This is a genomic window from Mesorhizobium sp. ORS 3428, from assembly GCF_001854785.1.
GTDB lineage: Bacteria > Pseudomonadota > Alphaproteobacteria > Rhizobiales > Rhizobiaceae > Mesorhizobium.
Genome location: NZ_MDFL01000159.1, coordinates 66,480 through 91,211, shown reverse-complemented (window position 1 = coordinate 91,211; position 24,732 = coordinate 66,480). Strand labels below are relative to the sequence as shown.

The 24,732-nt window shown below is 64.5% G+C and carries 21 protein-coding genes and 1 tRNA gene; 14 read left to right on the top strand and 8 right to left on the bottom strand.

All coding sequences use genetic code 11. The features are described 5' to 3' along the window. Positions 1-25 precede the first annotated feature (25 nt). Together cpdR and ORS3428_RS26875 are read left to right on the top strand one after the other, a co-directional pair. On the top strand, positions 26-388 hold the full coding sequence (cpdR, locus tag ORS3428_RS26880; RefSeq protein WP_006199474.1) for a cell cycle two-component system response regulator CpdR: 363 nt from the start codon (positions 26-28) through the stop codon (positions 386-388). Between the two features lie 104 nt (positions 389-492). Then, positions 493-567 (top strand) — tRNA-Val (locus tag ORS3428_RS26875). Positions 568-767: 200 nt separating this feature from the next. Here ORS3428_RS26875 and ORS3428_RS26870 read toward each other — a convergent pair. Further along, positions 768-1,922 (bottom strand): dihydrodipicolinate synthase family protein, encoded by a 1,155-nt coding sequence (locus ORS3428_RS26870; RefSeq protein WP_071101306.1) that lies wholly within the window; start codon positions 1,920-1,922, stop codon positions 768-770. Between the two features lie 231 nt (positions 1,923-2,153). Between ORS3428_RS26870 and ORS3428_RS26865 the strand changes: the two genes are divergently transcribed. From ORS3428_RS26865 to ORS3428_RS26810, 12 genes are all read left to right on the top strand, one after another. Continuing rightward, positions 2,154-3,206, top strand: a complete 1,053-nt coding sequence (locus tag ORS3428_RS26865; protein ID WP_071101305.1) for a LacI family DNA-binding transcriptional regulator — start codon at positions 2,154-2,156, stop codon at positions 3,204-3,206. After that, positions 3,203-4,219, top strand: a complete 1,017-nt coding sequence (locus ORS3428_RS26860; RefSeq protein ID WP_071101304.1) for a Gfo/Idh/MocA family protein — start codon at positions 3,203-3,205, stop codon at positions 4,217-4,219. The genes ORS3428_RS26865 and ORS3428_RS26860 overlap by 4 nt, the downstream gene beginning before the upstream one ends. Beyond that, positions 4,216-5,817 carry an acyl CoA:acetate/3-ketoacid CoA transferase gene (locus ORS3428_RS26855; RefSeq protein WP_071101303.1) on the top strand — a complete coding sequence of 534 codons (1,602 nt, stop codon included), beginning with the start codon at positions 4,216-4,218 and terminating at the stop codon, positions 5,815-5,817. The genes ORS3428_RS26860 and ORS3428_RS26855 overlap by 4 nt, the downstream gene beginning before the upstream one ends. After that, positions 5,810-6,586, top strand: coding sequence for an enoyl-CoA hydratase/isomerase family protein (locus tag ORS3428_RS26850; RefSeq protein WP_071101478.1), 777 nt, complete (start codon positions 5,810-5,812; stop codon positions 6,584-6,586). Before ORS3428_RS26855 ends, ORS3428_RS26850 begins: the two co-directional genes overlap by 8 nt. 9 nt (positions 6,587-6,595) lie before the next feature. Next, positions 6,596-8,107, top strand: a complete 1,512-nt coding sequence (locus ORS3428_RS26845; protein ID WP_071101302.1) for an aldehyde dehydrogenase family protein — start codon at positions 6,596-6,598, stop codon at positions 8,105-8,107. A gap of 62 nt (positions 8,108-8,169) precedes the next feature. Next, positions 8,170-9,423 (top strand): ABC transporter substrate-binding protein, encoded by a 1,254-nt coding sequence (locus tag ORS3428_RS26840; protein ID WP_071101301.1) that lies wholly within the window; start codon positions 8,170-8,172, stop codon positions 9,421-9,423. 133 nt (positions 9,424-9,556) lie between these two features. Next, a complete protein-coding gene (locus ORS3428_RS26835; protein WP_071101300.1) occupies positions 9,557-10,516 on the top strand; it encodes a carbohydrate ABC transporter permease in 960 nt (319 codons plus the stop codon). Further along, complete coding sequence (locus tag ORS3428_RS26830) at positions 10,513-11,457, top strand: carbohydrate ABC transporter permease (protein ID WP_071101299.1); 945 nt, start codon at positions 10,513-10,515, stop codon at positions 11,455-11,457. The genes ORS3428_RS26835 and ORS3428_RS26830 overlap by 4 nt, the downstream gene beginning before the upstream one ends. A gap of 24 nt (positions 11,458-11,481) precedes the next feature. Then, positions 11,482-12,597 (top strand): ABC transporter ATP-binding protein, encoded by a 1,116-nt coding sequence (locus tag ORS3428_RS26825; RefSeq protein ID WP_071101298.1) that lies wholly within the window; start codon positions 11,482-11,484, stop codon positions 12,595-12,597. Between the two features lie 108 nt (positions 12,598-12,705). Further along, positions 12,706-14,223, top strand: coding sequence for a GMC oxidoreductase (locus tag ORS3428_RS26820; RefSeq protein ID WP_071101297.1), 1,518 nt, complete (start codon positions 12,706-12,708; stop codon positions 14,221-14,223). A 160-nt stretch (positions 14,224-14,383) separates the two neighbouring features. After that, a complete protein-coding gene (locus ORS3428_RS26815; RefSeq protein ID WP_071101296.1) occupies positions 14,384-15,145 on the top strand; it encodes a 3-ketoacyl-ACP reductase in 762 nt (253 codons plus the stop codon). 11 nt (positions 15,146-15,156) lie between these two features. Then, on the top strand, positions 15,157-16,785 hold the full coding sequence (locus ORS3428_RS26810) for a GMC family oxidoreductase (protein WP_071101295.1): 1,629 nt from the start codon (positions 15,157-15,159) through the stop codon (positions 16,783-16,785). 73 nt (positions 16,786-16,858) lie between these two features. On the opposite strand, the gene ORS3428_RS26805 is transcribed toward ORS3428_RS26810, so the two are convergent. The 7 genes from ORS3428_RS26805 to ORS3428_RS26775 form a co-directional block, all read right to left on the bottom strand. Beyond that, positions 16,859-17,704, bottom strand: coding sequence for an EamA family transporter (locus ORS3428_RS26805; RefSeq protein WP_071101294.1), 846 nt, complete (start codon positions 17,702-17,704; stop codon positions 16,859-16,861). Positions 17,705-17,711: 7 nt separating this feature from the next. Beyond that, positions 17,712-18,629, bottom strand: a complete 918-nt coding sequence (locus ORS3428_RS26800; RefSeq protein ID WP_071101293.1) for an endonuclease/exonuclease/phosphatase family protein — start codon at positions 18,627-18,629, stop codon at positions 17,712-17,714. A gap of 167 nt (positions 18,630-18,796) precedes the next feature. Continuing rightward, positions 18,797-20,347 carry a cation:proton antiporter gene (locus ORS3428_RS26795; protein WP_071101292.1) on the bottom strand — a complete coding sequence of 517 codons (1,551 nt, stop codon included), beginning with the start codon at positions 20,345-20,347 and terminating at the stop codon, positions 18,797-18,799. A 414-nt stretch (positions 20,348-20,761) separates the two neighbouring features. Beyond that, positions 20,762-21,826, bottom strand: a complete 1,065-nt coding sequence (locus ORS3428_RS26790; protein ID WP_071101477.1) for an ABC transporter ATP-binding protein — start codon at positions 21,824-21,826, stop codon at positions 20,762-20,764. Positions 21,827-21,837: 11 nt separating this feature from the next. Then, positions 21,838-22,629: an ABC transporter permease gene (locus ORS3428_RS26785; RefSeq protein WP_071101291.1), complete on the bottom strand. Its 792-nt coding sequence runs from the start codon at positions 22,627-22,629 to the stop codon at positions 21,838-21,840. Continuing rightward, the gene (locus ORS3428_RS26780; RefSeq protein ID WP_071101290.1) at positions 22,626-23,540 is read right to left on the bottom strand and encodes an ABC transporter permease; all 915 of its coding nucleotides are present in this window, start codon (positions 23,538-23,540) and stop codon (positions 22,626-22,628) included. The genes ORS3428_RS26785 and ORS3428_RS26780 overlap by 4 nt, the downstream gene beginning before the upstream one ends. Before the next feature lie 60 nt (positions 23,541-23,600). Next, positions 23,601-24,707, bottom strand: a complete 1,107-nt coding sequence (locus ORS3428_RS26775) for an ABC transporter substrate-binding protein (protein WP_071101289.1) — start codon at positions 24,705-24,707, stop codon at positions 23,601-23,603. Positions 24,708-24,732: the final 25 nt, after the last annotated feature.

Below are 24,732 nucleotides of genomic sequence, written 5' to 3'. Positions count from 1 at the left end.
GAGCGGGTGATTCGGACGGGACAAGATGGCACGCATTCTGCTGGCGGAAGACGATGACGACATGCGCCGGTTCCTCGTCAAAGCGTTGGAACGAGCTGGCTACCAGGTTAGCGATTTCGACAATGGCGCCAGCGCCTATGAGCGGCTGCGCGAGGAGCCTTTCTCGCTGCTTCTGACCGACATCGTCATGCCCGAGATGGACGGCATCGAGCTCGCCCGCCGCGCCACCGAGATCGATCCGGACCTCAAGGTGATGTTCATCACCGGTTTCGCCGCCGTCGCGCTCAATCCGGATTCCAAGGCGCCCAAGGACGCCAAGGTGCTGTCGAAACCCTTCCATCTGCGCGACCTCGTCAACGAGGTCGAGAAAATGTTGCAGGCAGCCTGAAGGATTTCCGGCGGGCGTCCGCCGGTGCGGCAAAGCGAAGCTTTCTTTTCGCATTCCCGCTATTGACGCGCCGAACCAAAAATGGTGTATGCGCGGCTTCGGWTGGGCGTGTAGCTCAGCGGGAGAGCACTGCATTGACATTGCAGGGGTCACAAGTTCAATCCTTGTCACGCCCACCATCCAACCAAATCTAGGGATTAAGGCAATAGGGAAGTAAGGCAGTAGGCCTTCGCCGCCGCGTATCCTGATTCCTTGCTCCCCTACTGTCCTATTCCCCTACTCCCCTCCTAATTGCGGCTCCCCTACTCCCCTCCTAATTGCGGCGTCAAAGGAGCCGCTGCCCGTTGGCCGGCTCCAGGAGTTGGAAGCCGTATCCGGCTCAGACGCCCGCAACCGCCAGGAGGCTCTTCATTCTGGYGACGGCGAGTTCGGGATCGGCCAGCAATCCGGCCTGATCGGCGAGGCGGAAGACATCGGCGTAGTGGCATATGCCGCGTGCCGACTGCATGCCGCCGACCATGGCGAAATGATCCTGGTGGCCGTTCAGCCAGGCCATGAAGACAATGCCCGCCTTGTAATATTCGGTTGGCGCCTCGAAGATTTTTCGCGATAGCGGCACGGTCGGCGCCATCAGGGCGTCATAGCCGGCCCTGTCGCCTGCGCCGAGCCTGGCCAGCGCAGCGTTCGCCGCCGACGCGATGGCGTCGAAGATGCCGAGCAGCGCATGCGAATGCCGCTTGCCGTCGCCAGCGATCAGCTCGGGGTAGTTGAAATCGTCGCCAGTGAACATCACGACGCCTTCCGGCAGCCGGTCGCGCAGCAGCACCTCCTTGCCGGCGTCGAGCAGCGAAATCTTTATGCCTTCGACCTTGCCGGCATGGCGCTCGATAATGGCAACGACCGTCTCCAGCGCGGGCTCGAAATCCCGGCTGCCCCAATAGCCCTTGAGCGCCGGGTCGAACATGTCGCCCAGCCAGTGCAGGATGACCTTGCCGGAGGCTTGGCTGAGGATGCGGTCATAGACGCGGGCATAGTCGTCCGGTCCTTTGGCGATGGCAGCCAGCGCGCGRCTCGCCATCATGATCGCCTTGYCGCCCTCGCCCTCGATGAAGGCGAACTGCTCCTTATAGGCGCGGATCACGTCGTCCAGCGTCCTTGCCGCCGCAGGCGCCAGTTGGTCCGTGCCGGCGCCCGAGGCGAGATCGGCGCCCTTCACGGTGCGCGCCTCGGCGATCGAGCGCCGGATCAGCTCTTTGGCGCTCGCCCAGTCAAAGCCCATGCCGCGCTGCGAGGTGTCCATTRCCTCGGCGATGCGGAAACCGAGCCGCCACAGATGAYGGCGAAAGGCCATCGTTTTCTCCCAGTCGATGGCCGGCCGCGACCACGGATCGGTCATGGCGAAGGGGTTGGCGACGACATGGGCGGCGGCATAGGCGACGCGCGGGAAATGCGCGCCGATGACGGGCTCCGCCGGTTGGCCGACCAGCCGGTAGCCGACACGGTCGCCATTCTCCGCAGGCAGGATGATATCCATGGAAATCTCCCTTTGTGGGAGGCTATAGATGGAACGTTCCAATAAATCAATAGCCTTTGTGATTCTGACGACTGAAGCGATTCAACAGCACGCTGCGCCAGCGGACCCTTGCATTTGTGGGCCATTCATCAATTTTTCGAGTTCCGCCAGAATCCCAGTTGACTCCGGTTAGGCATGATGTTTAGAACGTTCCAATAGATTTTGCTGCCGGACGCGGAGGAAAGAACGGATATGGCCAGCCGGGCCAAGGCGACGATCCTGGACATTGCCCGCGAGGCCGGCGTGTCCAAATCGACGGTATCGCTCGTGCTGCAGGGCAGCGGGCTGATCCGGCCCGAGACCGCGGTCAAGGTCCGCAAGGCGATCGAGGATGTCGGCTATGTCTACAACCGCGGCGCCGCCAATCTGCGCAAGGCCCACTCCAACGTCATCGGAATGGTGATCAACGACCTCACCAATCCCTTCTTCGCCGAACTGGCTGTTGGCATGGAGCGCGTCTTCCAGGCGGCCGGCATCGTGCCCTTCATCGCCAATACCGCCGAAAATCCCGTTCGCCAGGAAGAGGTGCTGAAGTCGCTGATGGAACAGGGCGTCGCCGGGCTGATCGTCTCGCCGGCGCGCGGCACCACGCCCGGCGCCTTCCGCCGCATCGAGACCGCCGGCGTGCCGATCGTCTTCACAATGYGCCGATTGCCCGAGAGCCGCATCCCGGTGATTGCGCCGGACAACCATCGCGGCGCCTTCATCGCCACCGAGCATCTGATCCGCAAGGGTCATCGCCGGCTGGCCTTCTTCGGCGGCTCGTCCGACCTGGTGGTCTATCAACAGAGGCTGGGCGGCTTTCTGGAGGCATGCGAAACGCTGGGCATCCCAATCGTCGACAGAACGATCGTCGAGGGCGAGACCAGCCGCAAGGGCGGCATGGCATGCCTGGAGACGGCACTTGCGGCATCGAAGCCGCCCACGGCGGCTCTTTGCTTCAACGACGCCGTCGCCTTCGGCGTCATGCTGGCGCTGCGCAAGCGTGGGCTGGAAGCCGGAGCGGATTTCGCCGTGGTCGGTTTCGACGACGTGGCCGAGGCCGAGCACTACATGCCGGCGCTGACCAGTGTCGCGGTCGATACCGCAGGCCTCGGCGAGCGCGCCGCCCACGTCATGCTGAAGATGATCCAGTCGCGCACGACGCGCGCCGAGGACCATATCGGCGCGGTCAGCCTCGTTGTCAGGGAAAGCTGCGGCCCGAGCCGCGGCGCGCGCGACACAGGAATGGGAGACGCGGCATGAGCGTAAGATGGGGCCTGATCGGCGCAAGCACGATCGCCAGGCAATTCATGATCAACGCCATCCGCGCGCAGGCCGATGGCGAGGTCGCCGCCGTGATGAGTTCAAGCCAGGAGCGCKCCGAGGCCTATGCCAGGGAAAACGGCATACCGGCGGCCGTCTCGACGCTCGATGCACTGCTTGGCGCGGATATCGATGCCGTCTACATCTCGACCACGAACGAGTTGCACTTCGAACAGGGTCTCGCCGCGGTCGAGGCGGGCAAGCATGTGCTGTGCGAAAAGMCGCTGGCGCTGACCAGCGCCGACGCGCGCAGGATGGTCGCCGCCGCCAATGCCGCCGGGATCGTCTTCGGCACCAACCATCATCTGCGCAATGCCGGCGCGCACCGGGCGATGCGCGAGGCAATTGCCGCCGGCCGTATCGGCAGGCCGATCGCCGCGCGCGTCTTCCATTCCGTCTATCTGCCGGAGAATCTGCAAGGCTGGCGCATCACAAGGCCCGACGCCGGCGGCGGCGTGGTGCTCGACATCACCGTGCACGACGCCGACACGCTGCGCTTCGTGCTCGGTGACGACCCGGTCGAGATTTCGGCTTTCACGCAGTCGGCCGGCATGGCGGGCGGCGGGCTGGAGGACGGCGCCATGTGCATCTGGCGCTTCAAGTCCGGCATCATTGCCCAGTCGCATGAGGGCTTCACAACGAAATTCGCCGGCACCGGCTTCGAGGTGCATGGATCGGAAGGCTCGCTGTTCGCCACCAATGTGATGACGCAGAAGCCGGTCGGCACTGTGCTGCTGCGCACGGCTAGCGGCGAGGAGGAGCTGACCTTCGACCGCGAGGACCTCTATACCCGGTCGCTGCGCCAATTCCACGCCGCGATCCGGGGCGAAGGCCAGCCCTCAGCCACCGGCGAGGACGGCATCTGGTCGCTGGCATCGGCCGAAGCTGCGCTGCAATCGTCCAAGACGGGCAAGGYTGTCATTATCGATCCGCAACTCGGGAGCCTCGCGTGAGCAAGCTCGTCTCGGCGGCCTATGCCGCCAGCCTGATCAAGGACGGCATGGTCGTCTCGGTGTCGTCGTCGAGCGGCCTCGGGTGCCCCGACGCCGTGCTTGCCGCGATCGGCGAGCGCTTCGACGCCGAAGGCCATCCGAAGGYGATCACCACGCTGCACCCGATCGCCGCCGGCGACATGTATGGCATCAAGGGCATCGATCATCTCGCCAAGCCGGGCCTTTTGAAACGTACGCTGTGCGGCTCCTATCCCTCCGGCCCCTCCTCCGCCGAGCCGCCGCAGATCTGGAAGATGATCGGCGACAACTCTGTCGCCGCCTACAATGTGCCCTCCGGCATCCTGTTCGACATGCATCGCGAGGCAGCCGCCAAGCGGCCGGGCGTGCTGACCAAGGTCGGTCTCGACACTTTCGCCGATCCGCGCCACCAGGGCTGCGCCATGAATGCCGCGGCCAGCGAGCCGATCGTCTCGGTTGAGCAGTTCGACGGCGAGGAATGGCTCTATTTCCGCGCCATCGTTCCCAACATCTCGATCATCCGCGCCACCTCCGCCGACGAGCGCGGCAACCTCACCTACGAGCATGAGGGTGCCTATCTCGGCGGGCTGGAGCAGGCTTTGGCCGCCCGCAACAATGGCGGCATCGTGATTGCGCAGGTGAAGCGCGTTGTCGAGAACGGCACGCTGAAGCCGCATGATGTGCGAGTGCCGGGGGTTCTGGTCGACCATATCGTCCTCGCGCCCGATCAGTTGCAGACGACGCAGACGCCTTACGATCCGGCGATCTYGGGCGAGATCTTCCGGCCGCTCTCCACCTTCCGCACTCCCGAGATGAACATCCAGAAGGTGATCGCGCGCCGCGTCGCGATGGAGCTGCGCGACGGCATGGCCGTCAATATCGGCTTCGGCATCTCTGCCAACGTGCCGCGCATCCTTCTCGAGGAAGGCCAGCACGGCAAGGTCACCTGGGTGATCGAGCAGGGTGCGGTCGGCGGCGTGCCGCTGCTCGACTTCAAGTTCGGCTGCGCCTCAAACGCCGAGGCGATCATGCCCTCGCCGCACCAGTTCATCTATTTCCAGGCCGGCGGCTTTGACGCCTCGCTGCTCTCCTTCCTGCAGATCGACCGCCACGGCTCGGTCAACGTGTCGAAGCTTTCGGCACGGCCGCATGTGACGGCCGGCGCCGGCGGCTTCGTCGACATCACGGCGCGGGCGAAGAAGATCGTCTTCTCCGGCTTCTTCAACGCCGGCGCCAAGCTTTCCCTGGCGAACAGCGCCATCCVCATCGACCAGGAAGGCAAGGTCAAGAAGATCGTCGAGGAGGTCGAGCACATCTCCTTCTCCGGCAAGCGCGCGGTCGCGCAACGCCAGGACATCACCTATGTCACCGAGCGCTGCGTTATGAAGCTGACGCCGGACGGGCTGATGGTGACGGAGCTGGCGCCCGGCATCGACCTCGATCGCGATGTGCTGGCACAGGCCGAAATCCCGCTCGCCGTTGCCAACGACCTCAAGGTCACACCGTCCCTGCTCTACCAGGACCGGCCGATCGGCCTGTCGCTCAATGGCGGCGCTTCGCTTGGAGGCGCGCATGGCTGAGCGCCTCGTCACCTTCGAGCAGGACGGCGCCCTCGGCATCGTCACGCTGCGGCGGCCGGAAAAGTTCAATGCGCTCGACATCCCGATGCTGCGCGCGCTTGAATCAGCACTCGACGATGCGGAAGCGGCCGAAGGCGTCCGCGTCGTGCTGATCCGCGGCGAAGGTAAGGGCTTCTGCGCCGGCGGCGACGTCGAGGCCTGGGGCGCCATGAGCGCCGCCGACTTCCAGGTGCAGTGGGTCCGCTATGGCCACCGCGTCTTCGACCGACTGGCGCGTCTGCGCCAGCCGACCATCGCGGTGCTCTCGGGCCATGCGCTGGGCGGCGGGCTGGAACTTGCCGCGGCCTGCGACCTCCGCGTCGCCGAAACCCAGGTGAAGCTCGGCTTCCCCGAGACCTCGATCGGCGTGGTCCCGGGCTGGTCTGGCACGCAGCGCGCGGTGCGCCGCTTCGGTGCGCAGGCGGTGCGGCGCATGGCGCTCGGCGGCGAGATCTTTCTGGCAGCCGACGCGCTTGCGCTCGGTGTCGTCGACAGGGTCGTCGAGACCGGCAAGGCCTTCGATGAAGCAAAGGCCTGGGGAGAAAAAATCGCCGAGCGCGGCCCGCTGGCGACCGAGGCCGCCAAGCTGATGATCGGCGTTGCCGAGGGCGAGGAGAATGCAGCGGCGACCGAGGCGCTGGCCAGCGGCTTCATTGCGCTGACCGCCGATCTCAAGGCCGGCGTCAGCGCCTTCAAGGCCAAGCAGAAGCCGGCCTTTTCGAGATCCTAGAGGAATTCGATGAACGCCCCCCTCAAGATTTCCATGCCGGTCGAGGCGTCCCAGGCGCCGAAGGCCTACAGGCTTTTGATCGACGGCAAGCATGTCGACGCCCGCGACGGTCGTATCATCGAGCGCAATAGCCCCGGCCACGGTTTTGCCGTTTCGCGCTACGCTCAGGCGGGTGCTGCGGAAGTGGAAGCCGCGGTGCAGGCCGCGCACAAGGCCTTCGAGACCGGCCCGTGGCCGCGCATGAAGGCCTCCGAACGCGCCGCCGTGCTGCTCAAGGCGGCCGACCTGATCGAAGGCCGGCTGGAAGAGATCGCCAGGCTCGACGCGCTGGAATCCGGCAAGCCGATCGCCCAGGCGCGCGGCGAGATCGGCGGCGCCGTCGACATCTGGCGCTATGCCGCCTCGCTCGCCCGCACGCTGCATGGCGAGAGCTACGCCAATCTCGGCGACACCATGCTGGGCGTGGTGCTGCGCGAGCCGATCGGCGTCGTCTCGATCATCACGCCTTGGAATTTCCCCTTCCTGATCATCAGCCAGAAACTGCCCTTCGCGCTCGCCGCCGGCTGCGCGGCGGTGGTCAAGCCGAGCGAGATGACGTCGGCCTCGACCTTCGTGCTGGGCGATATCCTGCTCGAGGCCGGCCTGCCGGCCGGCGTCGTCAACATCCTCGCCGGCTTCGGCGCCGATGTCGGCGCGCCGATGGTCAGCCATCCGCTGGTCGAAATGGTGTCCTTCACCGGCTCGACCCGTGTCGGCAAGATGACGATGGCGGCTGCGTCCAATTCGCTTAAGAAGGTCTCGATGGAGCTCGGCGGCAAGAACGGCCAGATCGTCTTCCCCGATGCCGATCTCGAAGCGGCAGCGGATGCGGCTGTATTCGGCGGCTTCTTCAACGCCGGCGAATGCTGCAACGCCGGCAGCCGGCTGATCGTTCACGAGGCGATCGCCGACGATTTCCTCAGCGCGGTCAAGGCGCTAGCCGACAAAGTCAGGGTCGGCGATCCGCTCGACGACCGCACCAAGGTCGGCGCCATGATCTCGGCCGACCACATGGCAAAGGTAGCCGGCTATGTTGCTGCGGCGAAAACCGACGGCGGCAGCGTCTACAGCGGCGGCGGGCAGCTCGCGTCCAACGCCGGGCAGTATCTCGATCCGACCATCGTCCGCAACGTCACCGAGGACATGGCCATCGCGCGCGAGGAAGTGTTCGGCCCGGTGCTGTCGGTGCTCACTTTTGAAACGATTGAAAAGGCATTGCACATCGCCAACAACACGCCCTATGGTCTGTCTGYGGGCGTGTGGAGCGCCAGCATCGACACGTGTATGTTGGTGGCGCGGAGTGTGCGTTCGGGAACCGTTTGGGTGAACACGTTCATGGAAGGTTATCCCGAGCTGCCCTTCGGGGGCTACAAGCAGTCCGGTCTCGGACGCGAACTCGGCAAACGCGCCGTCGAGGATTATACCGAGGAAAAGACCATTCAGTTTCATCGCGGCCAGCGCACCGGGTGGTGGGTCGGCTGAGTTGGGAGGACCCCGGCGGACATCCCGCCGGTTATGTGAATGCAACATAGGGAGGTAGTGTAATGTTGCGCAAACTGCTTATCGGAACGGCTCTTGCGACGAGCTTTGCGTTCTCGGYGCATGCCGCAGACGTCAAGGAAGTGCAGATGCTGCATTGGTGGACGTCGGGCGGCGAAGCGGCCGCTCTGAACGTGCTGAAGCAGGACCTTGCCAAGGAAGGCTATGCCTGGAAGGACGTGCCGGTGGCCGGCGGCGGCGGCGACGCCGCCATGACCGCGCTAAAGGCGATGGTCGCGGCCGGCAACTATCCGACCGCCTCGCAGATGCTGGGCTACACCGTGCTCGACTATGCTGCCGCCGGCGTCATGGGCGATCTCACCGAGACCGCGAAGAAGGAAGGCTGGGACAAGTCCGTTCCCGCCGCCCTGCAGAAGTTCTCCGTCTATGACGGCAAGTGGGTGGCGGCTCCGGTCAACGTCCACTCGGTCAACTGGCTGTGGATCAACAAGGCGGTGATGGACAAGATCGGCGGCACCGAGCCAAAGACCTTCGACGACTTCATCGCCCTGCTCGACAAGGCGAAGGCTGCAGGCGTCATCCCGCTGGCGCTGGGCGGCCAGAACTGGCAGGAAGCCACCATGTTCGACTCCGTCGTGATGTCGACCGGCGGGCCGGAGTTCTACAAGAAGGCAATGAACGACCTCGATGAGGAGTCGCTCAAGTCCGACACGATGAAGAAGTCGTTCGACAACCTCGCCAAGCTCATCAAATATGTCGACCCGAACTTCTCGGGCCGCGACTGGAACCTTGCCACCGCCATGGTCATCAAGGGCGATGCGCTGGTTCAGGTCATGGGCGACTGGGCCAAGGGCGAGTTCCACGCCGCCAAGAAGACCCCGGGCACCGACTTCTTGTGCTATCGCTTCCCGGGCACCGACGGCACCGTGATCTACAACTCCGACATGTTCGGCATGTTCAACGTCCCGGACGATCGCAAGGCCGCCCAGGTCGCTTTGGCCACCGCCACCCTGTCGAAGAGCTTCCAGTCGGCCTTCAACGTCGTGAAGGGTTCGGTCCCGGCCCGCACCGACGTGCCTGACACCGACTTCGACGCCTGCGGCAAGAAGGGCATCGCCGACCTGAAGAAGGCCAACGAAGGCGGCACGCTGTTCGGCTCGCTGGCCCAGGGCTACGGCGCGCCTCCGGCTGTCGCCAATGCCTACAAGGACGTCATCTCGAAGTTCGTCCACGGCCAGATCAAGTCTTCGGACGAGGCTGTGACCGAACTGGTCAAGGCAATCGACGACGCGAAGTAAGGCAGTTTGCCATGAACTCGAGGCTCTCCCCCGCTTCGGCGGGGGAGGTCTCCTGCAAAGACAATATCCGGGATCGCTGCCTGGCGTGCGCTGCGCGCCGGCTGGTCCCCACTAGCCGGTACTGGATGAGCCGATGAGCACAGTTGCCGAGACCACCATCAAGCTGACACGGGGGCCCGACGCCCGCCCTGGCGCGACCGTCCGCTCGCGATTGCAGGATCTGTTGCCGAAGATCGTTCTGGCGCCGAGCTTCGCGGCGACGCTCGTCTTCGTCTATGGCTTCATCCTGTGGACGATCTATCTGTCGTTCACCAACTCCAAGACCTTCCCGTCCTATGACCTCACCGGAGCCCRCGCCTATCAGCGGCTGTGGCGCTGGACCTTCGAGAGCGACCCGCCGTCGAGCTGGTACACCTCGATCACCAACATGGGCATTTTCGGCTTCCTCTACATCCTGATCTGCCTGGCGCTCGGCCTGTTCCTGGCCATTCTGYTCGATCAGAAGATCCGCGGCGAAGGCATGTTGAGGCCGATCTACCTGTACCCGATGGCGCTCTCCTTCATCGTCACCGGCGTCGCCTGGAAATGGTTCCTAGACCCCGGCCTCGGCCTCGAGCAGACGCTGCATCAATGGGGCTGGACGAGCTTCCATTTCGACTGGATCAAGAACAAGGACTTCGTCATCTACACGGTAGTGATTGCCGGCGTGTGGCAGGCCTCGGGCTTCATCATGGCTATGTTCCTGGCTGGCTTGCGCGGCATCGACAGCGAGATCATGAAGGCGGCGCAGATCGACGGCGCGTCCACCTTCCAGCTCTATCGCCGCATCGTCATCCCGCTCTTGAGGCCAGTGTTCCTGTCGGCCTTCATCGTGCTCGCCCACCTCGCCATCAAGTCATACGACCTTGTGGTGGCGCTGACCAGCGGCGGCCCCGGCGGCTCGGCCTGGCTGCCCTCCAACTTCATGTATGAGTTCACCTTCAAGCGCAATGAGATGGCGGTCGGCTCCGCCAGCGCGGTGATCATGCTGATGACGCTGACCGCGATCATCGTGCCTTACCTCTATTCCGAGCTCAGGGAGAAGCCGCGATGAGTGCCGTCACCTCTCCTGCCGCCCAGGCCGGCACCGGCGTCAGCGCCAAGACGCTTAACCGCATCGTCATCTACGGGCTGCTCGCGCTGTTTGCGCTGTTCTACCTGATGCCGCTCTTCGTCATGCTGGTCACCTCGTTCAAGACCATGGACGAGATCCAGAACGGCAACATGCTGGCGCTGCCGCAATCGCCGACCATCGAGCCTTGGTTCAAGGCCTGGGGCCAGGCCTGCGTCGGCCTCACCTGCGCCGGCATCAAGGGCTACTTCTGGAACTCCATCAAGATGGTGGTTCCGGCGGTGGTGATCTCGACGCTGCTCGGCGCGCTCAACGGCTATGTGCTCACCAAATGGCGCTTCCGCGGCCACACACTGGTCTTCGCGATGATGCTGTTCGCCTGCTTCATCCCGTTCCAGTCGGTGCTTTTGCCGATGGCGACGATCCTCGGCAGCATCGGCCGCTTCGGCGCCAACGTGCGGAACGCGACCGGCTTTTCCTTCGGCCTCGGCAATTCGACCGTCAACCTGGTCTTCGTCCACGTCGTCTATGGCCTGGGCTTCACCACGCTGTTCTTCCGCAACTACTACGAGGCCTTCCCGACCGAACTGATCAAGGCGGCGCAGGTCGACGGCGCCTCCTTCTTCCAGATTTTCCGGCGCATCATGCTGCCCAACTCGATGCCGATCTTCGTCGTCACCGTCATCTACCAGTTCACCAACATCTGGAACGACTTCCTGTTCGCTTCCGCCTATGCCGGCACCGGCGACGTGATGCCGATGACGGTGGCGCTGAACAATGTCGTCAACACCTCGACCGGCGTCGTCGAGTACAATGTCAACATGGCTGCGGCGATGATCGCCGCGCTCCCCACCCTGATCGTCTACGTCGTCGCCGGCCGCTATTTCGTGCGCGGGCTGATGGCAGGCGCCGTCAAGGGCTGACCCTGTTTTCGCTAAGGAACGACCATGGCTTTTCTGGAAATTGATGGGCTGAAGAAGCGCTTCGGGAATGTCGAGATCCTGAAGGGCATCAATGTCGAACTCGAAAAGGGCGGCTTCCTCGTGCTGGTCGRCCCCTCCGGCTGCGGCAAGTCCACGCTGCTCAATACCATCGCCGGCCTGGAGACCATCACCGAGGGACAGATCCGCGTCGACGGCCGCGCGATCAACGATCTGCATCCCTCGAAGCGCGACATCGCCATGGTCTTCCAGAGCTACGCGCTCTACCCGAACATGACGGTCGCKGGAAACATCGCCTTCGGCATGGAGATGCGCGGCGTGCCGGCAGCGGAGCGGCAGGCCGCGATCGACAAAGTGGCCAAGGTCCTGCAGATCGGTCACCTGCTTAACCGCAAGCCCAGCCAGCTCTCCGGCGGCCAGCGCCAGCGTGTCGCGATGGGCCGCGCGCTGGTGCGCGACCCGAAACTCTTCTTGTTCGACGAGCCGCTCTCCAACCTCGACGCCAAGCTGCGCGTCGACATGCGCATCGAGATCAAGCGCCTGCACGCGACCACCGGCACGACGATCGTCTATGTCACGCATGACCAGATCGAGGCGATGACGCTGGCGACCAAGATCGCCGTGATGCGCGATGGCGAGGTGCAGCAATTCGGCACGCCGGCGGAAGTCTACAACAACCCCACCAACGTCTTCGTCGCCGACTTCATGGGCTCGCCGGCGATGAACCTGATCCCGGCCAAGATCGGCGCCAATGGCAGCGGCTTGTCCGTCGTGCTCGATCGCGAGGCGCGCCAGCCGATCACGCTCTCCCTTCCCGGCGCACCGGCCGGCCTTGCAGCATTCAAGGACAAGCAGGTCATCTTCGGCGTCCGCCCGGAAGCGCTGACCGATCCGGAAGGCGCCGAGCGCAACGGCTCCGAGATCGCCACGGCCGACTGCCACATCGAAGTGGTCGAGCCGRCGGGCTCCGACACCTTCGCCGTCACCAATCTCGGCGGCAAGGGCGTGGTGGCGCGGCTGCGCGCCGATGCCAGGATCCAGCCTGGCACCAGCACGCCGTTGGCCTTCAACCTCAGCAAGGCGGTGTTCTTCGATCCGGCGACCGAGAAGCGCATTCTCTGATGCATATCGCCCAAAAGTGGATCCGGTTTTTGGGGTAACGACATGCATCAAAAACAAGAATCAAAAGCGCGTCGTCCCTATCAGTTCAAACACGACGCGCTTTAGGCCATGACAAATCCGGATATCGTCATCATTGGCTCCGGCATAGGCGGCGCCACGATCGCCTCCGGCTTGGCCGGCAGCGGCGCCTCGATCCTGATCCTGGAGCGCGGCGAGCACCTGCCGACGACGCCGCATGCGCGCTCGACGCGCTCCATCTTCGTCGACGGGCACTACCGGCCAAGGGAGATGTGGCGCGAGGCCGGCGGCCCCGTCTTCAACCCCGGCAACTACTACTACGTCGGCGGCAACTCGAAATTCTTCGGCGCGGTACTGATCCGCTACCGCAAGGAGGACTTTTCCGAGCTCGAGCATTTCGGCGGCGTTTCGCCCTCCTGGCCGTTTTCCTACGACGAATTCGAGCCCTGGTATTCGAAGGCCGAGCAGCTTTTCCGCGTCCGCGGCTGTCTCGGCGAGGACCCGACCGAGCCGTTCCACTCGATCCCCTATGCCTTCGAGCCGGTGCCTGACGAGCCGCCGATCGCCCGCGCTCGCGCCGAGTTGAAGTCCCTCGGCCTGCATCCGGCTTCGCTGCCGCTGGGCGTCGACATCGAAGCCTGGCTGAAGGAAGGCAAGACGGGCTGGGATGCCTTCCCGAACACCGGCCTGGGCAAGGTCGATGCCCAGACCGGGCCGCTGGCGGCGGCGCTCAGCGACGCGAATATCAGGCTCGAGACCGGCGCCCATGTCGACTGGCTCGAAGCCTCGCCGGATGGAAAATCGATCGCCGCGATCCATTACACCCGGAACGGCGCGCAGAAGACCCTGTCGCCGAAGCTGGTCATCCTGTCGGCCGGCGCCATCAACTCGGCCGTCATCCTGCTGCGCTCGCCCTCGGCCAATACCGGCAAGAAAGGGGGCAAAGGCCTCGCCAACAGCTCCGACCAGGTCGGGCGCAATTTCATGAACCACAATTCGAGCGCGATGCTGGCGATCGACCCGCGGCGCCGCAACGACGCCGTCTACCAGAAGACGCTGATGCTGAACGATTATTATCTGTCGGACGGCAAGGGCGGCAAGCCGCTGGGCAATGTCCAGCTTCTCGGCAAGATCGACGGCAACATCCTCAGGGCCAATGTGAAGCTTGCGCCGAAATTCGCGCTCGACTTCATGGCCGGCCATGCCGTCGACTGGTACCTGATGTGCGAGGACCTGCCAGACCCCGAAAGCCGCATCATGGTCGACGGCAAGGAGATTGTCATGCAGTGGCGACGCTCCAACATGCAGTCGCTCGAAGGCCTGACCAAGGTGATGCGCGAGAATTTTCGAGCTTGCGGCTATCCGATCGTGCTGTCGCGCCCCTTCGACAAGCGCACGCCCTCGCACCAGTGCGGCACCGTGCGCATGGGCAACGATCCGGCGACGGCACCGCTCGACCCGTTCTGCCGGGCCTACGATCACCGCAATCTCTTCGTCGTCGATGGCGGCTTCCTGCCGACCTCCGCCGCGGTCAACCCGGCGCTGTCGATCGCAGCCCAGGCACTACGCGTCGCCGACCACATCCGCAAGACGGAGCTATCGGTATGACAGGTCGGCGCTGCCCCTCATCCGCCTGCCGGCACCTTCTCCCCGTGAGTGACGGGGAGAAGGGACATGGCTCCAACGCCGGCGATCCCCCTCTGCCCGTTCTTCACGGGGAGAGGGTAAGGGTGAGGGGCGGCGCCAACATTCGAGAGGATGTGCTCCAATGACCCGCCCGGCGGCYATCATCACCGGCGGCGCGCGCGGCATCGGGCTCGCCTGCGCCGAAGCGCTGGCCGATGCCGGCTTCGACATCCTCGTCGCCGACCTCGCCGACGATCCGACCAAACGCCTTGTGGRGAACATCACGACGCGTCGTGCAGCCTTCGCCTACCATCGCTGCGATATCGCCAACCTTTCTGATCACACGACGCTTATCGGGGCTGCCATGCGCGCCTTCGGCCGCATCGACTGCCTGGTCAACAATGCCGGCGTCGGCGCCGTGGTGCGCGGCGATCTCCTGGAGCTGAAGCCGGAGAACTTCGACCGCGCGCTAAACATCAACCTGCGCGGTACGGTTTTCCTCAGCCAGGCGGTCGCCAAGGCGATGCTCGCGACGCCCGGCGGCCCGGCCAGGTCGATCATCACCATCACCTCGGTGAGCGCGACGATGGCCTCGCCGGAGCGCGCCGACTACTGCATCTCCAAGGCCGGCCTTTCCATGTGGCTGAAGAACCTGGCGCTCAGGCTCGCCGCCGAAGGCATCGGCGTGTTCGAGGTGCGGCCGGGCATCATCCGCACCGACATGACGGCAGGGGTTTCCGCCAAATATGACGCGCTGATCGAAGGCGGCCTGGTGCCGGCCAGACGCTGGGGCGAAGCCGCYGACATCGGCGCGGTGGTGGCGGCACTTGCCGGCGGAAAATTCGGCTTTWCGACCGGATCGGTCATCGATGTCGACGGCGCGCTCTCCRTGCCTCGCTTGTGAGTAAGTGGAACATGGCTGACTACATCATCGTTGGCGCCGGTCCGGCCGGCTGCGTTCTGGCCAACCGGCTGAGCGAGGATCCTTCCCATTCGGTGCTGCTGCTCGAAGCCGGCGGCAAGGACTGGCATCCGCTGATCCACATGCCGGCGGGCTTCGCCAAGATGACCAAGGGCATCGCCTCCTGGGGCTGGTCGACCGTGCCGCAGAAGAACATGAAGGACCGTGTCTTCTGGTACACGCAGGCCAAGGTGGTGGGCGGCGGCTCGTCGATCAACGCCCAGATCTACACGCGCGGCAATGCCCGCGACTACGATGCCTGGGAGAAGGAAGAGGGCCTGGTCGGTTGGGGCTATCGCGACGTGCTGCCCTATTTCAAGCGCGCCGAAAGCAACCAGCGCTTCGCCAATGACTATCACGGCGACCAGGGCCCGCTCGGCGTGTCCAACCCGATCTCGCCGCTGCCGATCTGCGAGGCCTATTTCCGCGCCGGCCAGGAGATGGGCATCCCCTTCAACCCGGATTTCAACGGCGCCAGCCAGGAGGGCGTCGGCTACTACCAGCTCACCCAGAAGGATGCGCGCCGCTCGTCGGCCTCTGTCGCCTATCTGAAGCCGATCCGTGCGCGCAAGAACCTGACGGTCAGGACCGACGTGCTCGTCACCCGCGTCGTCATCGAGAAGGGCCGCGCCATCGGCGTCGAGATCGTCGACAGGCCGGGCGGCGAAAAGACCATCCTGCGCGCCGAGCGCGAGGTCGTCGTCTCATCGGGGTCCATCGGCTCGCCGAAGCTGCTGATGCAGTCCGGCATAGGCCCGGCCGACCATCTGAAGTCCGTCGGCGTGACGCCGCTCCACGATCTGCCCGGCGTCGGCTCCAACATGCAGGACCATCTCGACCTGTTCGTGATCGCCGAATGCACYGGCGACCACACCTACGACAACTATGCCAAGCTGCACCGCACGATGTGGGCCGGCCTGCAATATCTTCTGCTCAAGAAAGGTCCCGTCGCCTCCAGCCTGTTCGAGACGGGCGGCTTCTGGTACGCCGACCCGACGGCCGCCTCGCCCGACATCCAGTTCCATCTCGGCCTCGGCTCCGGCATTGAGGCCGGCGTCGAGAAGCTGAAGAACCCTGGCGTGACGCTGAACTCCGCCTTCCTGCGTCCGCGCTCGCGCGGCACCGTCCGCCTGAAGAGCGCCGACCCGGCCGACCACCCGCTGATCGACCCGAACTATTGGTCCGATCCTTACGACCGCGACATGTCGATCAAGGGCTTGAGGCTGGCGCGCGAGATCATGCGCCAGAAGGCACTTCAGCCCTATGTGCTGCGCGAGGTGCTGCCCGGCCCTTCCCTGCAGAGCGACGACGATCTCTTCGACTATGCCTGCCGCACGTCCAAGACCGACCACCATCCGGTGGGCACCTGCCGCATGGGCCTTGACGAGCTGAGCGTGGTGACGCCGGACCTCAGGCTGCGCGGCATCGACGGCCTGCGTGTCTGCGACGCCTCTGTCATGCCGCGCGTCCCCTCCTCCAACACCAACGCGCCGACGATCATGGTCGGGGAAAAGGGCGCCGACCTGATCCTCGGCCGCGAGCCGTTGCCGCCGGCCGTCTTCAAGGGCAACAAGGCGGCTTAATCGACGAGCGATGATCCGCACTGCGTCCTTGCTCGCTTTCTCGACGTATTCGGCTGATTTTTCGTGGATTGCCTTAACCCAGCCTGAGCGCGACGACGCCCGCGACGATGCCTAGCGCCGCGGCGGCCCGCCAGGCCGTCATCTTCTCGCCCAGCGCCAGCACCGAGATCAGCATGGCGAACAGGATCGAGGTCTCGCGCAACGACGCGACCGAAGCGATCGGCGCCCTGGTCATGGCCCACATCACGATCCAGTAGGCGGCGCCGCTGAGCACGCCGGTTAGAAGCCCGGCCTTCCAATCGCGCGCGAGCACGGGCAGTGACTGTGGTCCGCGAAAGGCCACACACACCACCAGTGCCGAGAGCGCGTCGCAGACGAACACCMAGGCCGAATAGCTTTGCGCGGTTGCCGCAAGCCGCGCGCCGGTGCCGTCGGAGAGCGTGTAGCTGGCGATGAAGATCGACGTGCCGAGCGCGAAGCCGACGGCGCGCAGATTGAGCCTTTCTAGATGCGCGCCGCCGCGAAACGACATCACCAGCGTGCCGATCGACAACATCACGATGCCGACGATGGCGAGCGGCGCCGGAACCTCTCCGAGCAGGACGATGCCGCCGAGCGCGGACAGGAGCGGCGCCGTGCCGCGCGCGAGYGGATAGGTCTGGGCGAAATCGCCGGCCTTGTAGGCGCCGACCAGGAAGGTCCTGTAGCCCATATGGAAGACCACCGAGGCGATGATGTAGGGCCACACCCCAGCCTTCGGCACCTCGACGAAGGGAAGAACAAGGAGCGCGGCAAACCCCGTGCCGAGCGTCATCAGCGTGATCGACAGGAACCGGTCGAGATGTACCTTGACCAGCGCGTTCCAGATCGCATGCATGGCGGCTGCCGACAGCACCGCGAGGATAACGAAAAGCGTCATGTCAGCCTCACCCGCCCACAAGCGCTGAGGCGATGCCCGGCGTTTCCAGATCGATGTCGACCCTGAGCGGGAAATGGTCGGAAGCCGCCTCACCGATATCGGCGCTGACCGAACGCACGCGCCCGGCGAGCATCCCGCCGACGAAGCAGTGATCGAGCCGGCGTTTCGCCAGCCTGCCGTCGATTATCTTTTCATGCGTATGGAAGTCCGCCACGGGCTCGGAAGCGACGGCGGCGGCATCGACAAATCCGTCGATATAGGCCGCGCCGCGATGGTAGGGCGCGGTGCCGACGATGCGCCGGTATTCGGCGCTGCCCGGCTCCATGTTGAAATCACCGAGCCAGATCGCCGCCAGCGGGTTTTCCGGCTCCGGCTCGCCATTGCTCCAGTTGCGCTTCGGCTCGTCATCGGCGCCGCTCCACGGGCCGCCGTCGGATGGCGCACGGCGATGCTCGGCAAGCAGGTAGTCGATCTGTTCCAGCCGCTCCTCGGCCGCGATATGGGCAAGATGCAGCGAGAAAACCCGCACCGGTCCCGCCGGCGTGCGGATCATGCATTCGAGCGCCGCGTTGCGGGTGTTGAGCGGCTTGAGCGTGCGACGCAGCGGCAGCGCATGCAGCCGCGACCAGACGATGGGCAGCCTCGACAGCACCATGGTGCCGAACTGCCTGCGGCGGTTGACGATACGGCCGTCGCGCCGCTCACTGGCATCCATGTCGAAAGCCGGACCATAGACCCAGTGGTAGCCGGACAGCAGCCGCGAAAGTATTTCCGGCTGGTCGTCGCCATTGCTGCGCTGCCAGTGCCGCTCGACCTCCTGCAGGGCGATGATGTCGGCGCCGTCGACGAGGCGCGCGGCGCGCGTCAGATCGTAACGGCCGTCGCTGCCATAGCCGTACTGGATGTTGTAGCTGATCAGCTTCATCGATTAACCGGCTGAATATGTAGCCATGCCAGTAGCGCCTCAGCCATGGCGTTGCAATGAACCGCGGCGGCACTCGGAATAGTCCAGCTACCTCCCGCCGCCGCCCGGCCGCGTTCAGATTCAGGTCAGGCCGAGGCGCCTCGAYCTCACCTGAATATCAACACAGCCTAGGTGGTGAGCGACTGAAACCGGCCGGCCGGCGACGCCGCCAGTTCCGCCCAATCGATCTCCTCCTCCAGCCGGTGGTAGGCCTCGTCGCCGATCGTCCCGTTGCGGCGCAGTTCCTCCAGCGTGTCGCGCTGCCGCTTGATGGCATAGAGGCRCAAACGGTCGTACTCGGTCGCGGYCTGCGCATCCTCCGGGTTCTCCGCGATCGCGCGCTGGGCCTCGTATTGCTCGCGCACGACGGCTGCCGCGGCCGACGTCTTGCGGCTCAACACGTCGAGCGCGGCCTGCATGATAGCGACGCGCGCCTTTGCCACCTCGACCTCGACTGTCGTGTCCCGTTCGAAATCGAGCAGGCGCAGCAGGGGTCTGAGGCTCATGCCTTGCAGCACCAGCGTTCCAAGCACCACCGCGAAGGCGGTAAGCACGATGGGGTCACGACCGGGAAAGCCGGCCGGCAGGGCAAAGGCCGCCACCAGCGTCACTAGCCCACGCATGCCGCACCAGCCGATCAGCACGCCGCCGCGGAACGACGGCGCTTCGCGCTTGCGGGCCTCGCCGCCGAAACGCGCAAGCCATCTGAGGATCGCGCCGCAGCTCAGCACCCAGGCTAGGCGCGCAACGATAACGACAGCGAGCACCGTTGCGGCAAAGGCGAACGCCTCTGCCTGCCCCTGCCCTTCGAGCCGGCTGACGATCAGCCGCGCCTGGAGACCCATCAGGACGAAGGCCAGCACGTTGAGGACGAAGACCGCCGACTCCCAGACCGAATAGGTGCTGACGCGTCTCCGCGCCGACATGCGGCGCGGCGCCGAGCGTGCGATGGTGATGGCATAGACGACGATGGTGATGATGGCCGACAGCCCGATCCTGTCGGCGATGATCCAGACGGCGAAGGTTCCCGCGAACTRCACCACCGTGCTGCTCGCTGCATCCTCGATGCGCGTGAGCGTCAGCAGCGAGCAGCGRCCAAACAGATAGCCGGCGACGACACTGCCCACCGTCGACAGAAGGACAATCGGCACCGCATCCTTCAGCATGACGGCCCCGAGCGTCGCCGAGACCGATATCYGGTAGATCAGAAGCGCTGTAGCGTCGTTGAGCAGGCTTTCGCCGTGCAGGATGGAGGTGACGCGATGCGGCACCTTGAACTGCCCGAGCACGGCGCTTGCCGCCACCGCATCCGGCGGCGCGACGATGGCGCCGAGCGCGATCGCAGCCGTGATCGGCAGGCCGGCCATCTTCCAGCCGACGAAGGCAACCACCACGGTGGTGAAGACGACGGCGCCGAGCGCAAGAAGCGTCAGCGGCAGCCGGTAGCGGTTGAGATCGCGCAGCGAGGTGTCATAGGCCGCATCGAGGAGAACCGGCGCTATGAACAGGGCAAGCGCCAGCTCCGGGTCGATCTCGATCGTCGGCGCGCCGGGCAGGAACGCAAGGCCTGCACCCGCCAGCGCCAGCAGTGCAGGATAAGGAACCTCCAGACGACGCGACAGCGCTGTCAGCGCGACGGCGATGAGAAGCAGGACAAGGGTGAGTTCGAAGAGCGCCATGGCTCATCGTAGCGGCGAAGCGCCAAGCTTGGCAGTACCCCCAGGCAGGATACTGTTTGATTGTGGGACTGTTGGCCGGCCCCGACAGGCGAACAGCTTCGACTTGGATTTCAAAGCTACCGGCTCAGGTCGGCGCCGCCCCTCATTGCCCTGCCGGGCATTTCTCCCCGTATAGTGACGGGGAGAAAGACGCCATCGCCGATGGCTTCGCTAACTGTCGCCGTTGCAGCATGAGACGCCAGCATCGCGCCAGCCCCCCTTCTCCCCGTCACTTTACGGGGAGAAGGTGCCGGCAGGCGGATGAGGGGCGGCGCCGACGGTTGATGACACATCAGCTCCCCCAGGATTGATGGTTTGCAAAGGTCGGTTCGCCGCTCGGCGCGTCAGAAAATCGCTGCGGAACGATGTTGTCTCCTAATGCAGCACCAGCATGTCGCCCGACGAGAAGGAGATATCGGCCTTCTGGCCGACGACGGGCGGCGGCGTCGCCGAGTTGTTGAACGTGTCGAGCGAAACCGTATTGCCGCCGATGCCGACGCGCACCCGGATGACCGAGCCGAGGAAATGCACTTCGGCGATCTCGCCTGAGAGGCTGGTGTCGTGGCCGGGCTGGCGTCCGAGCGAGATCGCTTCCGGCCGCAGCGCCAGAGACAGCGTGTCGCCGGCCTTTGAGCCGTTGAGCTTGCCCTTCAGCGACACTTCCTGGGTGTTCACCTGCACCTTGCCCGAGGCGGCGTCGGTGACCTTGCCCTCCAGCACGTTGAGCGTGCCGACGAAGTTGGCGACGAATTTGGTCGCCGGCCGGTTGTAGATCTCGAAAGGCGTGCCGACCTGCTCGGCCTTGCCGCCATACATGACGGCGATGCGATCGGAGATCGACAGCGCTTCTTCCTGGTCATGCGTCACGAAGATGGTGGTGATGCCGAGCTTTTTCTGGATCGAGCGGATTTCTTCGCGCAGGGAAATGCGCACTTTGGCGTCGAGCGCCGACAACGGCTCGTCGAGGAGCAGTAGCTTCGGTTTCGGCGCCAGAGCGCGGGCGAGCGCGATGCGCTGCTGCTGGCCGCCGGAAAGCTGGTAGGGATAGCGGTCGCCCATCTGCGGCAGCCTGATGATGTCGAGCATCTCGGCGACGCGCCTGTCGGCGTCCGCTTTCGGCACGCCGGCCACCTTGAGGCCGAAACCGATGTTCTGCGCCACCGTCAGGTTCGGGAAAAGCGCATAGGCCTGGAACACCATGCCGACATTGCGCTGGTTGGGCTTCAGCCTCGTTATGTCCTTGCCGCTGACGACGATCTTGCCGGCCGACGGTTCCTCGAAGCCGGCGACCATGCGCAGCACCGTCGTCTTGCCGCAGCCGGACGGGCCCAGGAAAGAGACGAACTCGCCGGGTTCGACGTCGAGATTGAAGTCCTGCACCACGGTGGTGGCGCCGAAGGACTTTTGCACATGCTGGATGGAGAGGAACGGCTCGGCCATGGCTTTGACTTTCAGTTCGGGCGGTTCGCCGATTTCGGCGCGAAGCGGGACAGGATCTGGATCAGCGACATGCAGCCCCAAGTGATGATGAAAGCGATGATGGACAGCGCCGCCGGCTCATAGGCGCGATTGGCCACCAGATTCTGCAGATACGGGCCGAAGGCAGGCCGGTTGAGCAGGCTGGCCATTGTGAACTCGCCGATGAYGATGGCGAAGGTCAGGAAGGCGCCGGACAGCACGGCGATCAGCACATTGGGCAGGATGACCCGGCTGATGATCGTCCCCCAGCCCGCGCCCAGGATCTGGGCTGCTTCCGTCAGCGTGCGCACATCGATGGTGCGAAGCCCGGTGTCGACGGCACGGTACATATAGGGCAGCGCCAGCGTCGAATAGCCGATCACCAGCAGGRCATTGGTCGCTGTGTTGTTCGACAGGAAGGGCAGCGGCGAATTTGAGCCGTACATCCTGATATAGCCGAAGACGATAACGATCGCCGGGATCACGAGGGGCAGCAAAGTCAMGAACTCGACCWCGGGGCGCAGTTGCGGCAGCCTCAGCCGGATCCAGTAGGCAGTGGGAACGACGACCAGCACGCCGAGGATGATGGTGAAGATCGCGACGATCACCGAATACATGAAGGTCGCCTGGAATTGGCTGTCGCCAAGCACGACCTTGTAGGCATCGAACGAATAGACGCCGCGCCGCATGCGCAGCGAGAACTCGAACGTTGCGATCAGCGGTATGAAGAAATAGGCCGCGCCGAGAATGAAGATGACCCAGGCCCAGAACCTGCCGGATTTCATTTCAGCCACCTCTCCGAGCGCGTCCGGAACCAGATGTAGAAGATGTTGGCAAGTCCCGTGATGACGATCATGCCGAAGGCGATCGCATAGCCGAGATGGGCATTGTGCAGAACGTCGCCGCGGATCTGCGCATAAAGCAGGATCGGCACGATGTTGAGCGAGGACCCGGTCAGCGCATAGGCGGTGGCGATGGCGCCGAAGGCATTGGCGAAGAGCAGGATGACCGTGCCGAGGAAGCTCGGCCACAGCACCGGAATGACCACCATGCGCCAGTATTGGGCCTGGGTGGCGCCGAGCGTCGCGGCGGCCTCGCCCCATTCCCTTTTCAACCCGTCGATCGCCGGCACGATGATGACCACCATCAGCGGGATCTGGAAATAGACATAGGTGAYGGTCAGCCCCCAAAACGACAGAAGGTTGAAGCCGTGGGCATAGATGTTGAAGGCGACCAGCGTGTTGAGCAGCACGGTGACCAGGCCCAGCCGGCCGAGCGTCGCGATGAAGGCGAAGGCCAGCGGCACACCGGCGAAATTGGAGGCCACGCCTGAGAAGGTGAGTGTCGCCGAGCGTATCCAGTTCGRCAGGCCGCCGCGYACAATGGCGATAGYRATGGCCAGTCCAGCAAAGGCACCGATCAGCGACGAGRCCAGGCTGACCTTGATAGAGATCCAGTAGGCGGCAACGATGTTGGCCGAGAAAAGCGCGATGATGTTTTCAAGCGTGAACTCGCCCGCCTCGTTCTGGAACGCGCCCAGCATCAGATAGAGCGTGGGCAGGATCAGGAACATGATGGCGAAGACGAAGAACGGCGTGACGCCGAGCCACTGCGTCGGCAGCCGCAGGCTTCGCGCCTCGGTCGGCGGCGCGGTCTTTCCCGCAATTGCCTTGTTGGATAGCGAGAGATCGGTCATGCGCCGGTTACCGTCAAGAGAAAAGCCGGGCGGCAGAGCCGCCCGGCCGATATCGCAATGTTACTTCACGTTGGCGCCGACAACGGCATCCCAGTTCTTGGTGATGGCTTCCTTGGCCTTGCCCTGCTCGTCGAGCGTCGGGAACACAGCCGCCGCATAGGACTCGGCCGGGGGCATCTTCGCCAGCATTTCGGCCGGGATCTTGCCGTTCTTGGCGAGATCGTTGAAGCGGATCGGATGGCAATAGCCCTTCAGCCAGCCGAGCTGTCCCTCATCGGAGTAGAGGAATTCGAGCCAGAGCTTGGCGGCATTCGGATGCGGCRCATAGGCGCTGATCGCCTGAACGTAGACRCCGGCGACGACACCGGTCTTCGGCACGATAACGTCGACGGGCGGATTGCCCTTCAGCGTGTCGCGGCCCGAAAGCGCGTTGTAGTCCCAGGTGATCAGGATCGGAGTCTGGCCTTGCGCAAGCGTCGCGGCCTTGCCGATGACAGGCACGAAATTGCCGCCGGCATTGAGCTTCTTGAAGAAGTCGAGACCGGCCGTGCCCGCGGCTTCGCCGGCGGCAGCACCGGTCGACAGGCCGGCGGCATAGACGCCCTGGATGGCCTGGTTCGAGGCACGCGGGTCACCGGCGAGCGCGACGGTGTTGGCATAGTCGGGCTTCAGCAGATCGGCCCAATCGGTCGGCGACTGCTTGACGATGTCCTTGTTCACCTGGAACGAGAGAACGCCGTAATAGTCGCCGGTCCAGTAGCCGTCGGCATCCTTGGCGCTGTCCGGGATCGAGTCCCAGGTCGACACCTTGTAAGGCATCAGCAGGCCGTCCTTCTTGGCGGACGGACCGAAGGAAAGGCCGACGTCGATCACGTCGGGCGCCTGCGGGCCCTTGTTGTCCTTGTTGGCCTTGATCGCCTCGACCTCGTCGCCGGAGCCGGCGTCGGGATTGAGTTCGTTGACGGTGATTTCCGGATACTTCGCCTTGAAGGCGGCGATGACGTCGCCGTAGCCGCACCAGTCGTGCGGAAGGGCGATCGTGGTGAGCTGGCCCTCAGCCTTTGCAGCCTTGACGAGATCGTCCAGCGAAGCCGCCGACGAAATCACCGTCGACGCAAAGAGCGCCGCGGCCGAAAGGGAAAGCACTTTCCCCGTGRACTTCAACATTTGTTCTCTCCGTTGAACTGACGCC

Bases quoted from the DNA above. Each gene is read 5' to 3' on its own strand.
- ORS3428_RS26830 (WP_071101299.1), top strand. From the start codon at position 10,513: ATGAGTGCCGTCACCTCTCCTGCCGCCCAGGCCGGCACCGGCGTCAGC.
- ORS3428_RS26790 (WP_071101477.1), bottom strand. From the start codon at position 21,826: ATGGCCGAGCCGTTCCTCTCCATCCAGCATGTGCAAAAGTCCTTCGGC.
- ORS3428_RS26850 (WP_071101478.1), top strand. From the start codon at position 5,810: ATGGCTGAGCGCCTCGTCACCTTCGAGCAGGACGGCGCCCTCGGCATC.
- cpdR (WP_006199474.1), top strand. From the start codon at position 26: ATGGCACGCATTCTGCTGGCGGAAGACGATGACGACATGCGCCGGTTC.
- ORS3428_RS26820 (WP_071101297.1), top strand. From the start codon at position 12,706: ATGACAAATCCGGATATCGTCATCATTGGCTCCGGCATAGGCGGCGCC.
- ORS3428_RS26800 (WP_071101293.1), bottom strand. From the start codon at position 18,629: ATGAAGCTGATCAGCTACAACATCCAGTACGGCTATGGCAGCGACGGC.